The following is a 14,204-nucleotide window of genomic DNA, read 5'->3' as shown; positions in this document are numbered from 1 at the left end:
TTGCTTAGAAGCCCGCCCGTCCGGCGGGCTTTTGTTTGCCTGCGAAACTGGCTCGAGACATGTGGAACCATCCGAATTCCTCAAATGCTCGAGATTCGTGGTTAATAGACAGGGTTAAATGCCTTTTAACCTTTGCAATTCATTATCCACGCCTGAAAGCCAATCTCATTCGGACGCGACCGCTGTTCCGAGGGTTTCTAGGGGTGACAAGCATGTTCAATACAGCAAGAAAGGCCCTGTTCGCCGCGCTGTTCGCGGGCCTGGCATGGCCGGTGTTCGCGGCCGACCTTCCGGAGCCGGTGGTCGAAGAGGCGCCGCCGCCGGTATACGAGCAGCCAGTCGATGTCGGCGGCTGGTACATTCGCGGCGATCTCGACTACCACAAGTCGAAAGTGCGCGGCATCGATTACACGACCTACACCATCGATCCCTGTAATTGTAACGTCATTCCCGGCGACAGGAGCTTCGATTTCGGCAAGCTCAAGGGCGGCTTCTCGCTCGGCGCCGGCGTCGGCTACAAGATCAACGATCATTTTCGTACGGATTTGACCGCCGATTACTGGTTCAAATCGAACTTCGACGGCGGAACCTCGGACGCTTTCTCGACGTCGACCGAAGTGTCGAAAATGAGCGCCTTGCTGCTGCTGGCCAACGCCTATGTCGATCTCGGCACTTATCACGGCATCACGCCCTATGTCGGCGCCGGCATCGGCGGCGCGCATGTCAGATGGGACGATGTCAGGGACCCGAACACCACCGAGTTCAACCCCGGTGCGAAAAGCTGGCGCTTTGCCTACGCGCTCATGGCCGGCGCTTCCTACTGCCTGACCGACAAGCTGATCCTGGACGCGGGCTATCGCTACAGCCACATCCAGGGTGGCCGCATGTTCGAGTGGGATATCAGCAGCGCCGGGCCGGGCTTCGACCGCGGCATCGACACGCATGAGGTGCGCGGCGGCCTGCGGTACCAGTTCGGCGGCAACAACGGTTGCGCCGCGCCGACGGTGGCCTATCAGCCCGAACCCGAGCCGATCTACACCAAGTAACATCCGACCATCCAACGGTCCGAAACCGCCCGGCATCAGCCGGGCGGTTTTCGCTTGTCTGGCTGCCCGAAAATCATTCGCTAACGCTCTGTTAGCCTTAACCCCGACTTAACCACTATGGTTAACAATGCTTCCTGAAACGATGGCTGCCGTCTGGTGGCGCCGAAATCGGGAGCAGGGGATCATGAAACTCACATCGCGTATGGCGCCGGTGCTTGCCACATTCGCCATCATGCCGCTGACGCCTGCGCTGGCCGCCGACTATGATCCCCCGGTCTATGTCGACCAGGCGCCCGACTACGTGCCGGTCGAGGTCGGCTCGGGCTGGTATCTGCGCGGCGATGTCTCCTACCTGGTAGAGAAGAGCTTCAAGAATGAGGATTTCGCCTTCACGCCGGCGAGCTTCGACAACGAGGAAGACCCGGTCTTCGCCAGCATCGGCTTCGGCTACCACTTCAACGATTATCTGCGTGCCGATCTCAATCTGGGTTACCTGCCCGGCAACAAGATCGGCATTGGCTATGACGATTCAGCGACCGCGGCAGAGGCGACCCTGGCGTCGGCGTCCCTGAAGAACTATGCCTTTTCAGGCATGCTCAACGGCTATGTCGACCTTGGAACCTATGTCGGCATAACACCCTATCTCGGCGCCGGCATCGGCATCGTCAGGAGCACGCACAAGCTCTCGGCGAGCTATTTCACCGACAATGGCGATCCAACCGACGACTTCGGACTGAGTGACGACAAGACCAAGTATTCCTTCGCTTACACGCTGAATGCCGGCCTTGCCTATCAGGTGTCGAAGAATGTTTCCGTCGATCTCGGCTATCAGTATTTCTCGGCGCCCGACGCCGAATATGTGACGGCCGAGAGCCTGACCTCGTTTCCGGTCCACAAGGGAATCAGCAATCATCAGGTTAAGCTCGGGCTACGCTACGATCTCTGGTAGTAGGCTGGCATACATGAACCCTGGCGGCGGATCTCTTCGGTCCGCCGTTTGCGTTTGAAGCTCACGAGATCCTGATCGCGGATCGCCGATATCCTGCCCGCGACAAAAACTTTCCCCTTGACGCCCGAAGCCCGAGCGCATATCGCCGTCCGTGGGCCACCCCTCCCCAACGAGGGGCCACTATCTGGAAGGATAGACCACGATGACGACGCATACGAAGCCCGGATTCCGTCCGGCAAATCCCAATTTTTCCTCAGGTCCCTGCGCGAAACGTCCCGGCTGGTCGGTCGAGGCGCTGAAAGCTGCCGCGCTCGGCCGTTCCCATCGCGCCAAGATCGGCAAGACCAAGCTCGAACAGGCGATCGCGCTGACGCGCGAAATTCTCCAGGTTCCTGCCGACTACCGCATCGGCATCGTGCCGGCGTCCGACACAGGCGCCGTCGAGATGGCGCTTTGGTCGCTGCTGGGCGAGCGCGGCGTCGACATGGTCGCCTGGGAGAGTTTCGGCTCCGGCTGGATCACCGACGTGGTCAAGCAGTTGAAGCTTGCCGATGTGCGCAAGCTCGAGGCCGGTTACGGCGAACTGCCGGATCTCGGCAAGATCGATTTCGACCGCGACGTGGTCTTCACCTGGAACGGCACGACCTCGGGCGTGCGCGTGCCGAACGGCGATTTCATCCCGGCCGATCGCAAGGGTCTGACCATCTGCGACGCGACATCGGCCGCCTTCGCGCAGAAGCTCGACTTCGAGAAACTCGATGTCGTGACCTTCTCCTGGCAGAAGGTGCTGGGCGGCGAAGGCGCGCATGGCATGCTGATCCTGTCGCCCCGCGCCGTCGAGCGGCTGGAGAGCTATAAGCCTGCATGGCCGCTGCCGAAGATCTTCCGCCTGACCTCGGGCGGCAAATTGATCGAAGGCATCTTCAAGGGCGAAACCATCAACACGCCGTCGATGCTGTGCGTCGAGGACTATCTCGACGCGCTCAGCTGGGCGAAATCGATCGGCGGCCTCGATGCGCTGGTCGCCAGGGCCGACGCCAACGCGGCCGTGCTCGACCGTTTCGTCGCGAAATCCTCCTGGCTTGGCCATCTCGCCGTAGAGCCGGCGACGCGGTCGAACACGTCCGTCTGCCTGTCCTTCACCGACGGACAAGTCGCTGCACTCGACGCCGACGCACAGGCGGCCTTCGCCAAGGGTCTGGTTTCAGCGCTCGACAAGGAAGGTGTCGCCTATGACATCGGTTCCTATCGCGACGCGCCGCCTGGCCTGCGCATCTGGTGCGGCGCAACGGTCGAGACCTCCGATCTCGAAGCTCTGCTGCCCTGGCTCGACTGGGCCTTCGCCGGCCAGAAGGCGTCGCTGAAAGCGGCGGCCTGAAACTCAACAGTTATTTTCTGGAACAGCCCTCATCCGGCCGCTTCGCGGCCACCTTCTCCCACAAGGGGAGAAAGATCGGCGCCCGACCTTCTCCCCCGTGGAGAAGGTGCCTGAGCGAAGCGAAGGCGGGTGGGGTAAGCAACAAGGACCAATCCCATGCCTCGCGTTCTCGTCTCGGATAAACTTTCCACCACCGCTGTTCAGATCTTTAGGGATCGCGGCGTCGAGGTCGACTATCTTCCAGATCTCGGCAAGGACAAGGAGAAGCTGCTTGAAGTGATTGACCAGTATGACGGCCTCGCCATCCGCTCGGCGACCAAGGTTACCGAGAAGCTGATCAATGCCGCCACCAGGCTCAAGGTCGTCGGCCGGGCCGGTATCGGCGTCGACAATGTCGACATACCGGCGGCCAGCCGCAAGGGCATTATCGTGATGAACACGCCGTTCGGCAATTCGATCACGACAGCCGAGCATGCGGTAGCGATGATCTTCGCGCTCGCCCGCCAGATCCCGGAAGCCAACGCCTCGACGCATGCAGGCAAATGGGAAAAGAACCGCTTCATGGGCGTCGAGATCACCGGCAAGACGCTCGGCGTCATCGGCTGCGGCAATATCGGCTCGATCGTCGCCACGCGCGGCGTCGGCCTGAAGATGCATGTCGTCGCCTTCGATCCGTTCCTGTCGGACAAACGCGCCGAGGAACTCGGCGTCGACAAGGTTGAACTGGACGAGCTCTTCGCCCGCGCGGACTTCATCACGCTGCACACGCCGTTGACCGACAAGACGCGCAACATCATCGATGCCGCCGCGATCGCCAAAATGAAGGACGGCGTGCGCATCATCAACTGCGCCCGTGGCGGGCTGGTCGTCGAAGCCGACCTGGTGGCGGCGCTGAAGAGCGGCAAGGTGGCCGGCGCCGGCATCGACGTGTTCGAGGCCGAGCCGGCCGAACAGAACGCATTGTTCGGCATGGAGAATGTGGTGGCCACCCCCCATCTCGGTGCCTCGACGGCGGAAGCACAGGAGAACGTCGCGCTGCAGGTCGCCGAACAGATGGCCGACTATCTGATCAAGGGCGCCGTCTCCAACGCCATCAACATGCCGTCGATCACCGCGGAGGAAGCGCCGCGGCTCAAGCCCTTCGTCAAGCTCGCCGAAGTGCTTGGCGCCTTTGTCGGCCAGGTCACCGAGGACCCGATCAAGGAGGTGGAAATCCTGTTCGACGGCTCGACCGCGACGATGAATACGCGCGCGCTGATCAGCGCGGCCCTTGCCGGGCTGATCAGGCCGCAGGTAGCAGACGTCAACATGGTGTCGGCGCCGATCATGGTGAAGGAGCGCGGCATCATCGTCGCCGAGGTCAAGCGCGACAAATCGGGCGTGTTCGACGGCTATATCAAGCTGACGGTCAAGACCGAGCATATGACGCGCTCGATCGCCGGCACCTGTTTTTCCGACGGCAAGCCGCGCTTCATACAGATCAAGGGCATCAATCTCGATGCCGAGGTCGGCCAGCACATGCTCTATACGACCAATGCCGACGCGCCGGGCATTATCGGCCTGCTCGGCACGGTGTGCGGCGAGAACGGCGTCAACATCGCCAACTTCCAGCTCGGCCGCAACCGGCCAGGGGGCGATGCCATCGCGCTGCTCTATCTCGACGCACCGTTCCCGGAAAAAGTGCTGGAGCAGGTGCGGGCGCACAAATCGATCGATTCGGCCAAGCGGCTACAGTTCGACGTCGGCAGCGTGTAGGGCTCTTCCCGCACAGGCTGCAACTGCACGATCGCGATGCTCCGCGCATCGAGTGTTTTCCGGCAAGCCTAGATGGTCTTGATCGTCCGTCTGAGGATACTTGCCTTCGCGATAGCGGGGCGTCTGCTGCTGACCTTAGCTGCCCCGATGCCTGATCATTTTCGCAGCGTGCAAAGCAGCGCATGGTTTCCCAGGCGCCCAAGCCCGACGAAACCCGCATGGCCGCTGGCGAGGCGATCTACCATGACAATTGCTCGGCCTGCCATGGTGGAGACGGCGCCGGCGCCGGGGCTCTTTTCCCGCCGCTCGCCGGCAATTCGATCGTAGCACAGGCCAGCACCGAAACGCTTGCCCGGGCCGTTCTGGCGGGAAGCCAGGCCGTGCATACGGCCCGCGCGCCGACGACGCCGGCGATGCCCTCGCTGGCGTGGCGCCTGAAGGATCAGGAGATCGCCGACGTCTTCACTTACGTGCGCGGCAGCTGGGGCAATGCCGCCCCGGCAGTCTCGTCCGACGACGTGGCGGCGGTGCGCAAGGAATTGCAGTAGTCCTGCGAATTGCCGGGCGAGCCGACGCTCTCCTTGAAGCTGACGATCGGGGCGCGAAGTGAGTTTACTGGCGCCTCGGCATGGCTGCCTTGCGGCCGCTATATTCGGCAAGCGCGATGCCGCCCAGCACGAGGACGAGCGCCAACGCCTGGTAGAGCTGGAATGTCTCGCCGACGATCAGCACCGAAAGCAGGGTGCCGAAGATCGGCACCAGGTTGATGAACAGGCCGGCCCGGTTGGCGCCGATCAGCTCATTGCCCCTGATGTAGAATATCTGCGAGACGACCGAGGCGCCGATCGCGGTATAGACGATCACCGCCCAGCCGCGCGCGTCGGGAACGATGACCTTGCCGGCCACGATTTCCCATAGGAAGAACGGCAGCGAGGTGACGAGCGCGGCGAGCGACATGGCCAGCATCAGGCTCTGCCATTGCATGGCCGGCTTCAGCCGCAACCCGACCGAATAGCCGCTGTAGAGAATGACCGCGACCAGCATGATGGCGTCGCCGAAATTGAGCGCCAATGTCAGCAGCCGGCGCGGATCGCCGTGGCAGGCGGTCAGGATGACGCCGAAGATCGTCAGCACCACGCCGGCGATCTGCGCCCAGTTCACGCGCAGGCGGAAGAAGATGAAATTGGCTACGATGATCAGGATAGGCATCGCCGCCTGCTCGATCGAAACGTTGATCGCGGTCGTGTAGTTGAGCGCCGTATAGAAGATCGTGTTGAACAAGGTGAAGCCGCTGGCGCCAAGTGCGGCGAGCACGAACCAGTGCCTGCGCACGACGGGCCAATCTCTTTTCAGCGCATTCCAGCCGATCGGCAGCAGGATTGCTACTGCCAGCACCCAGCGCAGGAAGACCAGCGTCATCGGCGAGACGTGATCGACCGCCAGCTTGCCGGCCACCGAGTTGCCGCCCCACAGCAAGGTGGTGAGCAGCAGGAACATGTAGGCGCTTCGGTGCATGGCGGGTCGCAGCGGGGAGGAGGTGAATGGGGCGTGCCTGCCGGCCTATTGCCCCCGCCTGGACAAGTAAATGATGTCAAAGCTGAAAATTGTTGTGCCTCAGCCCATTTTCGGCGGCAAAGAAAGGTCGCATCGGCCTGCTCTTGACGTTATAGAGGCCTGTCGTTTCGAACCGTATCCAAGCCGCGCGGCGGCGCCTCGAAGGAAAAGAAACATGGCCAATGTGGTGGTCGTCGGCTCGCAATGGGGTGACGAAGGCAAGGGCAAGATCGTCGACTGGCTGTCGGAGCGCGCCGATGTCGTGGTGCGTTTCCAGGGCGGCCACAATGCCGGCCACACGCTGGTCGTCGACGGCAAGGTCTACAAGCTGTCGCTGTTGCCGTCGGGCGTCGTGCGGCAGGGCAAGCTGTCCATCATCGGCAATGGCGTCGTCTTCGATCCGCACGCATTCGTCGCCGAAGTGGCGAAGCTCAAGGGGCAGGGCGTCGAGGTAACGCCGGAGCGCCTGAAAATAGCCGAAAACACAGCGCTTATCCTGTCCCTGCACCGGGAACTGGACGGCTTCCGCGAGGACGCCGCTTCAAATTCCGGAACCAAGATTGGCACGACCCGCCGCGGTATCGGCCCCGCCTATGAGGACAAGGTGGGCCGGCGCGCGGTGCGGGTGATGGATCTGGCGGATTTGGAAACACTACCCTTGAAGGTCGACAGGCTGTTGACGCATCACAATGCACTGCGTCGCGGACTTGGCCATGCCGAAGCCACCCATGACGCGGTCATGCAAGAGCTGACCTCGGTCGCCGGCGAAATCCTGCCCTACATGGACCGGGTCTGGAAGGTGCTCGACGACAAGCGCCGGGCCGGCGAGCGCATCCTGTTCGAGGGCGCGCAAGGCACGCTGCTCGACATCGATCATGGCACCTATCCGTTCGTCACCTCGTCCAACACCGTCGCCGGCCAGGCGGCAGCCGGTGCCGGCGTGGGCCCGGGCGCCATTGGCTATGTGCTTGGCATCACCAAGGCCTATACGACGCGCGTCGGCGAGGGTCCGTTCCCGACCGAGCAGCAGAACGAGATCGGTGAATTCCTCGGCACGCGCGGCCATGAATTCGGCGTCGTCACCGGCCGCAAGCGCCGCTGCGGCTGGTTCGACGCGGTGCTGGTGCGCCAGGCCGTCGCCGTCAACGGCATCAAGGGCATCGCCCTGACCAAGCTCGATGTGCTCGACGGGCTGGACGAGATCAAGGTCTGTACCGGCTACCGCCTCGACGGCGAGACGATCGACTATTTACCCGCCAGCCAGGGCGCGCAGGCCCGCGTCGAGCCAATCTACGAGACGCTGGAGGGGTGGAAAGGCACCACCGCCGGCGCGCGCAGCTGGAACGACCTTCCGGCCCAGGCCGTCAAATATGTCCGCCATATCGAGGAGTTGATCGGCGCGCCGGTCGCGCTCCTCTCCACCAGCCCGGAACGGGACGACACGATACTTGTGACCGATCCGTTTCAAGACTAGTTTCTCAAGCCTTTCCGGGCGTTGCGGCTGATTTGCGGAGGCCGGCCCGGAGCACAATACAGGTCGACTGACGCATGGCGAAAGATTTCGTTTCTGCTCTGAGGGATACGATAAACAATTTTGGCGATCCTACGCCGGAGCTGCGGGCCAAAGTCTACGACAAAGCGCGCTCGACGATTGCAAAGAAGATTGCCGAGCGCGAGCCGCCGCTTTCGCCGTCGGAAGCCGAAAGGCAGAAGCGCGGCTTGGAAGACGCCATATCGAGGCTCGAGCGCGAATATGCCAAAAGCGTGCCGGAGACCGATCCGCTTGCCGAACTGGAGCACATATTTTCCTCCATCGATCGCAACAAGAACCAGTCGAACCATACCAAACAGCCGGTAAAGGCGGAGCCGGCCTGGCCGGCTCCGCCTGCCTCGAAGGCTGAACCCTACAAGCCGCCGCCCCCCGCTCCGGAGCCCGACATCTCCAGGCCTGCATCGCCCGCCGCCGAGGTCGAGCCGAACTGGCAAAAGCCCGTACCGGTGCAGCCGGCCCCGGAGTTCGACGACAGGGCTCAGCCTGGCATGGATGTGGGTCAGGACGACGAGCATGCCGATGTCTTTGCGAGCGACGAAGAGGCTGCGGCCGCCGACACTTTCCAGCGCTTGCGTCCGGCTGAACGCAAGCGCAGCTATGGCGGGCTGATTGCCGCTGCCGTTGCGTTGCTGGTCATTGCCGGCGGCGGCTATGGCATCTGGCTGAACAAGGATGCCTTCGGCAAGATGCTGGGTCTGGGCGGCAGCAAGGTCGCGACGACCGAGCCGGTCAAATCGACACCCGCCAAGCCGGCGAGCGATGCGGCGGCAACGCCCCCGGCACCTGCGGCTAGCGGTGCCGAGCCCGAAGGGACACCGAAGTTCACTCAAAGACTGACACCGCAAGGAAGCGAGGTCGATCCTGGCCCGGCCGGCGGACAGAGCGGCGTGGGCGAGGGCGAGTCCGTCGCGGCGCTGACGACGCCGCCTTCAGCCACGACCACCCCGGCCTTGTCGGCTCCGGCAGGAGGCACGCCGGCCGCAGGCGCGCCCGCCGGGACCACGCCCCCTGCACCGGGCGCTGCGCCGGCGGCGCCGCCCGCCAATGGGACCGCACCCGCGGCGCCGGCTGACAACGCCGCCACGCCGCCCTCGCCTGCCGGTGCGCCGACGCAAACCTCTCTGCCGGTCGGCCAGAAGGCGATCTTCTATGAGGAGCGCACCAGCACCGCGCAGGGTTCGGCCGAGCCGGGCAACATCGTCTGGTCGCTGGTGCAGGAATCGCCCGGCGGCGACCTGCCGCCTGAGCCGGCGATCCGCGCCGAGGCGACCATTCCCGGCAAGGACATCCAGTTGCGCATGACCATTCGCCGCAACACTGACCAGACTCTGCCGGCCAGCCACATCATCGAGATGATCTTCCTGACGCCCGACGGGTTCGAGGGCGGCGGCGTCGACAACATTCTGCGCGTGGCCATGAAGAGTTCCGAGCAGGATGCCGGCAGCCCGCTGATCGGCATTCCGGCCAAGATCGCCGACGGCTTCTTCCTCGTCGCGCTCAACGACACCAAGGCCGACGAGGACGCCAACCTGACCTTGCTTCGGGGACAGGACTGGATCGACGTGCCGGTCGTCTACAAGACCGGACGACGAGCGTTGCTGACGATGGAAAAAGGCATTCCCGGCGAGAAGGTGTTCGACGAGGCGATCAAGGCTTGGCAGGCGAAGACGGCGGGCTGAGCCGACGGCAACGGTCGGCTCCGGTCAGAAGCCTTGGAACAGCATGTCGAGCGCGGCGACGATGTCGTCGTGGTGCTTGGAGAGATTTCCCTCGGCATCCGGCAATTCAGTGGCCATCAAGGCAGAGCCGGCGGCCAGGAACGGGGGCTGTGTCGGGCGGCATCAACGGAATGACGACTCTCGTGTTCAGCCTCTCAAGAAGGTCGGACTGAACATCGACAAGGTAACCACTGCCTCCGGCATTCCGATAGAGATCGTAACGGGCCATCAAAACAGCGGGCGTGTGGCCAATGGCAACCCGTTCCGCTCGACATAGGCGTTGGAGCTCACAATCGCCTCAAAGTTCTCCTCTTGCCACCGACGCGTTTTTTCCGCCGCGATGGCCTTCGCAATACCCGCCTCGGCGGCGCGCGAGAGATTGATACCCGACGCTTTGGCGTCTTTGATCAGCTGAGCGTCAACGGATGTATTGACAGACTTTCGCTGAGGTTTTGTCGTCGATTGAAGCACGGAGACAGCCCTCTTTTAAGCGCATAACGTAGCGCATACCATCCTCACCCCTCCATCTCCTCGCGCAACATCTCCAGTTCGAGCCACTCTTCCTCCAGTGCCGCCAGTGTCGCGCGCTCCTTGTCGAGGGCGGCGATGGTCTTCTGGAACGAGGCCGGATCGCGCTCGTAATAGGCGGGATCGGCGATGTTGTTCTCCAGCCGCGAGATCGAGGCTGTGACCGCCTCGATCTTCTTGGGCAGCGATTCCAGCGCGAATTTCTGCTTGAACGAGAGTTTTTTTGCCGGGGCTTTGGCGGTGGCGCTGTCCGCCTTGGCCGTCGGGGCCCCGCTTGCATCCGCCTTCGCCCGCGCCTTGCGGTCATCGAGCCTGGTGCCGCCGCGCTGCGCCAGCATGTCGGAATAGCCGCCGGCATATTCGACCCAGCGACCGCCGCCGTCCGGCGCGATCACGCTGGTCACGGTGCGGTCGAGGAAATCGCGGTCGTGGCTGACCAGGATGACCGTGCCGGCAAAGCCGGCGACCAGTTCCTGCAACAACTCCAGCGTTTCCATGTCGAGATCGTTGGTCGGCTCGTCGAGCACCAGAAGGTTGGCCGGCCGCGCCAGCACACGCGCCAGGATCAGCCTCGCGCGTTCGCCGCCGGACAGCTCGCGCACCGGCGTGCGCGCCTGTTCCGGTTTGAACAGGAAATCCTTCATGTAGGAGACGACGTGGCGCTGCTCGCCATTGATGACAAGGTTCTCGCCGCGCCCATCGGTGAGATACTGAGCCAGCGTCTCCTGCGGATCGACCGCCTCGCGCTTCTGGTCGAGCGTGGCGATCTCCAGATTGGTGCCGAGCCGCACCGAACCGGCATCCGGCTGCAATTCTCCGGTCAGCATCTTCAGAAGCGTCGTCTTGCCGGCGCCGTTCGGCCCGACGAGGCCGACGCGATCGCCGCGCTGGATGCGGGTCGAGAACCCCTTGACCACGGTGAGGTCGCCAAAGCTCTTCTCGATGTTCCTGGCCTCGATCACCAGCTTGCCGGATTCGGCGGCGTCGCTGGCCACCATGGTCGCGGTGCCTTCGGCGCCGCGATGGCCGCGAAAACGCTGGCGCATGGTCTGCAATTCGCCCAGGCGGCGCATGTTGCGCTTGCGCCGCGCCGTCACGCCATAGCGCAGCCAGTGTTCCTCGCGCACGATCTGGCGGCCGAGCTTGTGCTGTTCGCGCTCTTCTTCCTCAAGCACCTGGTCGCGCCATTCCTCGAAATGGCCGAAGCCCTTATCCAGCCGGCGCGTCTGGCCCCGGTCGAGCCACGCGGTGGCGCGCGAGACGCGCTCGAGGAAACGGCGGTCGTGCGAGATGACGATGAGGGCCGAGGAGGTGCGGACGAGCTCCTCTTCCAGCCATTCGATCACCGAGAGATCGAGATGGTTGGTCGGCTCATCGAGCAGCAGGATATCGGGCTCCGGCGCCATGACGCGGGCAAGGGCGGCGCGCCTGGCCTCGCCGCCAGACAGGTCGCCCGGCTGCTCCTCGCCCGAGAGGCCGAGATGCTCCATCAGGTAGCTGGCGCGATAAGGATCGTCGGCGGGACCGAGGCCGGCCTCGACATAGGCGCGCACGGTTGCGAAGCCGTCCATGTCGGGCATTTGCGGCAGATAGCGGACGGTCGCCGATGGCTGGCGGAACACCTCGCCGTCCTGGGGCTCAATCAGGCCGGCGGCGATCTTGAGCAGCGTCGACTTGCCGGACCCGTTGCGGCCGACCAGCGCGATCTTGTCGCCGGCCGACGCAGCCAAGTCGGCGCCGTCGAGCAGCGGCGTGCCGCCGAAGGTCAGTTTTATTCCGTCGAGATTGAGAAGAGGCGGCGCCATGTCAGCTTTCTGGCAAGGGATAGGGATGGGCGAGCAGCAGCGCGCGGCCCGCTCCCAGCGCGATCTCGAGCCTGCCCTTGACCTCGTTGGAGATGGTCAGCGACGAGCCGAACGCGACCTTGACGCGGTCAAGCGGCCATTTCGCGCCGGCGACGGTCAGCCCGGCAAGCTCGGAAAAACCCAGGATCGAGAACAGGGTGCCGTCGGCATAGTCGAAGCGGACCGTGCCGTGCGCCAGGGGCATGCCTTCCTGCGCGCCGCTGGTCAACAGCACCTTTGTCCCGGCCCCGGCCAGCCGCAGGGCGAGCGCCATGTGCAGGAAGGCATGGTCGGCGCGCTTGCCGCCGAAGGCGCCGGCAAGCACGAGGCTGGTAGCGCCGCGCTCCAGGGCGGCCGATATCGCGAGTTCTCCATCGGTGGCGTCTTTCTCTGCCGGAAAGGTCCGGCGCGGCACCGCGGCCAACTCATCCGGCAGGCCGGCGGGCACGGAGTCGAAATCGCCGACCCACAGTTCCGGCACAAGGCCGAGCGTCCTCGCATGGCCGATGCCGGCATCGGCGGCGATGACGCGGGTTCCCTCGACCTGACGGTCGAGCCGTGGCGTGCGGACGAGATCGCCGCCAAGCAGGATGGTGAATGTGCTCATATCGTGTGGCCCTTACCAGCCCGACAGCGGAAACGGAAGGCCGGCAAACAGCCACTTGCGCGGTTCACCGGCCGGGCCTATGTGTCGAGGCGCTCTAACGGGGTGCCGGACGCGATATTTCGCGGACCGGCTGAGAGGCAGTCTCGCCAACCCGCTGAACCTGATCCGGTTTGTACCGGCGGAGGGATTAGACGTTTCGGACAGTCCGACGCCTCAATTCCTTTAACCCGAACGAAGGAGGCGCCGATGCGCACGCTTTTATACGCCCTTGTCTCTGCAATGGTCGTGGTTCTGTCCGGGCCGGCCTTAGCCAAGGACAAGCTCACCGTCTACACTTATGAGAGCTTTACCGCCGACTGGGGCCCCGGCCCGGTGGTGAAGAAGGAATTCGAGGCCGAATGCGGCTGCGATGTCGACTTCGTCTCGGTTGCCGACGGCGTCGCGCTGCTCAACCGCGTCAAGCTGGAAGGGGCCGCGACCAAGGCCGACATCGTGCTTGGCCTCGACACCAATCTCACCGCCGATGCCAAGGCCACTGGCCTGTTTGCGCCGCATGGCGCCGTGACCGGGCTCAATGTGCCGGGCGGCTGGAACAACGACATCTTTGTCCCGTACGACTATGGCTATTTCGCCGTCGTCTATGACACGCAGAAGCTGAAGACGCCGCCCAAGAGCCTGAAGGAATTGGTCGAGGGCAGTGCCGACGACAAGATCGTTATCCAGGATCCGCGCACCTCGACGCCGGGCCTCGGCCTGCTGTTGTGGGTGAAGTCGGTCTATGGCGACAAGGCGCCGGAGGCCTGGGCCAAGCTCAAGGCAAAGGTCTTGACCGTGACGCCGGGCTGGAGCGAGGCCTACGGCCTGTTCACCAAGGGCGAGGCGCCGATGGTGCTGTCCTACACGACCTCGCCCGCCTACCACATGGTTGCCGAGAACACCGAGCGCTACCAGGCCGCTTCCTTCGAGGAGGGCGAGTATCTGCAGATCGAGGTCGCCGGCATCACCACGACGGGAGCCAAAAATCCGCTGGCGGAAAAGTTCATCGCCTTCATGACCGGGCCGAAATTCCAGGATGCCATCCCCGAGACCAACTGGATGTTCCCGGCCGGCAAGACCGACAAGCCGCTCAATCCGGCCTTCGACAGACTGGTCAAACCGACCAAAACCTTGCTGTTCAGTCCCGAGGAGGTCGCGGCCAACCGCAAGGCATGGGTGGATGAATGGCTGGCGGTGATGAGCAAGTAGTTTGGTCGTATGATCGGATGATGAGTGC

13 protein-coding genes and 1 riboswitch are annotated in these 14,204 nt (G+C 63.6%); of the genes, 8 read left to right on the top strand and 5 right to left on the bottom strand.

Annotated features, from left to right (window positions below; translation table 11 throughout):
• Positions 1-212: 212 nt before the first annotated feature.
• The 5 genes from FJ490_RS07485 (at position 213) to FJ490_RS07465 (ending at position 5,676) form a co-directional block, all read left to right on the top strand.
• The gene (locus FJ490_RS07485; RefSeq protein WP_140493269.1) at positions 213-1,046 is read left to right on the top strand and encodes an outer membrane protein; all 834 of its coding nucleotides are present in this window, start codon (positions 213-215) and stop codon (positions 1,044-1,046) included.
• A gap of 184 nt (positions 1,047-1,230) precedes the next feature.
• Positions 1,231-1,995, top strand: a complete 765-nt coding sequence (locus FJ490_RS07480; RefSeq protein WP_140493272.1) for an outer membrane protein — start codon at positions 1,231-1,233, stop codon at positions 1,993-1,995.
• A gap of 202 nt (positions 1,996-2,197) precedes the next feature.
• Positions 2,198-3,373 carry a phosphoserine transaminase gene (locus FJ490_RS07475; protein ID WP_140525054.1) on the top strand — a complete coding sequence of 392 codons (1,176 nt, stop codon included), beginning with the start codon at positions 2,198-2,200 and terminating at the stop codon, positions 3,371-3,373.
• A gap of 156 nt (positions 3,374-3,529) precedes the next feature.
• Positions 3,530-5,128, top strand: a complete 1,599-nt coding sequence (serA, locus tag FJ490_RS07470; protein ID WP_140554925.1) for a phosphoglycerate dehydrogenase — start codon at positions 3,530-3,532, stop codon at positions 5,126-5,128.
• A 182-nt stretch (positions 5,129-5,310) separates the two neighbouring features.
• Complete coding sequence (locus FJ490_RS07465; protein ID WP_246672777.1) at positions 5,311-5,676, top strand: cytochrome c; 366 nt, start codon at positions 5,311-5,313, stop codon at positions 5,674-5,676.
• Between the two features lie 64 nt (positions 5,677-5,740).
• Here the strand turns inward: FJ490_RS07465 and FJ490_RS07460 are convergent, their stop codons facing one another.
• The gene (locus tag FJ490_RS07460; protein ID WP_140729289.1) at positions 5,741-6,643 is read right to left on the bottom strand and encodes a DMT family transporter; all 903 of its coding nucleotides are present in this window, start codon (positions 6,641-6,643) and stop codon (positions 5,741-5,743) included.
• Between the two features lie 214 nt (positions 6,644-6,857).
• Between FJ490_RS07460 and FJ490_RS07455 the strand changes: the two genes are divergently transcribed.
• Positions 6,858-8,156, top strand: coding sequence for an adenylosuccinate synthase (locus tag FJ490_RS07455; RefSeq protein WP_140493285.1), 1,299 nt, complete (start codon positions 6,858-6,860; stop codon positions 8,154-8,156).
• A gap of 74 nt (positions 8,157-8,230) precedes the next feature.
• Complete coding sequence (locus tag FJ490_RS07450; RefSeq protein ID WP_140729288.1) at positions 8,231-9,913, top strand: hypothetical protein; 1,683 nt, start codon at positions 8,231-8,233, stop codon at positions 9,911-9,913.
• Positions 9,914-10,019: 106 nt separating this feature from the next.
• Here FJ490_RS07450 and FJ490_RS07445 read toward each other — a convergent pair whose 3' ends face one another.
• The 4 genes from FJ490_RS07445 to FJ490_RS07430 are packed head-to-tail and all read right to left on the bottom strand — an operon-like array spanning position 10,020 to position 12,931.
• Entirely contained in the window at positions 10,020-10,181 is a 162-nt protein-coding gene (locus FJ490_RS07445; RefSeq protein ID WP_318012467.1) for a CcdB family protein, read from the bottom strand.
• Positions 10,181-10,423: a type II toxin-antitoxin system CcdA family antitoxin gene (locus FJ490_RS07440; RefSeq protein WP_140729287.1), complete on the bottom strand. Its 243-nt coding sequence runs from the start codon at positions 10,421-10,423 to the stop codon at positions 10,181-10,183. The genes FJ490_RS07445 and FJ490_RS07440 overlap by 1 nt, the downstream gene beginning before the upstream one ends.
• Positions 10,424-10,467: 44 nt before the next feature.
• Positions 10,468-12,285 (bottom strand): ABC-F family ATP-binding cassette domain-containing protein, encoded by a 1,818-nt coding sequence (locus FJ490_RS07435; RefSeq protein ID WP_140729286.1) that lies wholly within the window; start codon positions 12,283-12,285, stop codon positions 10,468-10,470.
• A 1-nt stretch (position 12,286) separates the two neighbouring features.
• A complete protein-coding gene (locus FJ490_RS07430) occupies positions 12,287-12,931 on the bottom strand; it encodes a thiamine diphosphokinase (protein WP_140729285.1) in 645 nt (214 codons plus the stop codon).
• A gap of 88 nt (positions 12,932-13,019) precedes the next feature.
• Positions 13,020-13,135: riboswitch (TPP riboswitch) on the top strand.
• 42 nt (positions 13,136-13,177) lie between these two features.
• Between FJ490_RS07430 and thiB the strand changes: the two genes are divergently transcribed.
• A complete protein-coding gene (gene thiB / locus FJ490_RS07425; RefSeq protein ID WP_140729284.1) occupies positions 13,178-14,176 on the top strand; it encodes a thiamine ABC transporter substrate binding subunit in 999 nt (332 codons plus the stop codon).
• Positions 14,177-14,204 lie beyond the last annotated feature (28 nt).

Origin of the sequence: Mesorhizobium sp. B2-5-11, assembly GCF_006440835.1 — a bacterium.
Classification (GTDB): Bacteria; Pseudomonadota; Alphaproteobacteria; order Rhizobiales; family Rhizobiaceae; genus Mesorhizobium.
Note: the sequence above shows the minus strand (reverse complement) of the source record. Positions and strands in the feature narration are given on the sequence as shown.

What these genes read in the sequence shown, in the direction of transcription:
- FJ490_RS07485 (WP_140493269.1), top strand. Translation starts at nt 213, where the DNA reads ATGTTCAATACAGCAAGAAAGGCCCTGTTCGCCGCGCTGTTCGCGGGC.
- FJ490_RS07480 (WP_140493272.1), top strand. Translation starts at nt 1,231, where the DNA reads ATGAAACTCACATCGCGTATGGCGCCGGTGCTTGCCACATTCGCCATC.
- FJ490_RS07475 (WP_140525054.1), top strand. Translation starts at nt 2,198, where the DNA reads ATGACGACGCATACGAAGCCCGGATTCCGTCCGGCAAATCCCAATTTT.
- serA (WP_140554925.1), top strand. Translation starts at nt 3,530, where the DNA reads ATGCCTCGCGTTCTCGTCTCGGATAAACTTTCCACCACCGCTGTTCAG.
- FJ490_RS07465 (WP_246672777.1), top strand. Translation starts at nt 5,311, where the DNA reads ATGGTTTCCCAGGCGCCCAAGCCCGACGAAACCCGCATGGCCGCTGGC.
- FJ490_RS07460 (WP_140729289.1), bottom strand. Translation starts at nt 6,643, where the DNA reads ATGCACCGAAGCGCCTACATGTTCCTGCTGCTCACCACCTTGCTGTGG.
- FJ490_RS07455 (WP_140493285.1), top strand. Translation starts at nt 6,858, where the DNA reads ATGGCCAATGTGGTGGTCGTCGGCTCGCAATGGGGTGACGAAGGCAAG.
- FJ490_RS07450 (WP_140729288.1), top strand. Translation starts at nt 8,231, where the DNA reads ATGGCGAAAGATTTCGTTTCTGCTCTGAGGGATACGATAAACAATTTT.
- FJ490_RS07445 (WP_318012467.1), bottom strand. Translation starts at nt 10,181, where the DNA reads ATGGCCCGTTACGATCTCTATCGGAATGCCGGAGGCAGTGGTTACCTT.
- FJ490_RS07435 (WP_140729286.1), bottom strand. Translation starts at nt 12,285, where the DNA reads ATGGCGCCGCCTCTTCTCAATCTCGACGGAATAAAACTGACCTTCGGC.
- FJ490_RS07430 (WP_140729285.1), bottom strand. Translation starts at nt 12,931, where the DNA reads ATGAGCACATTCACCATCCTGCTTGGCGGCGATCTCGTCCGCACGCCA.
- thiB (WP_140729284.1), top strand. Translation starts at nt 13,178, where the DNA reads ATGCGCACGCTTTTATACGCCCTTGTCTCTGCAATGGTCGTGGTTCTG.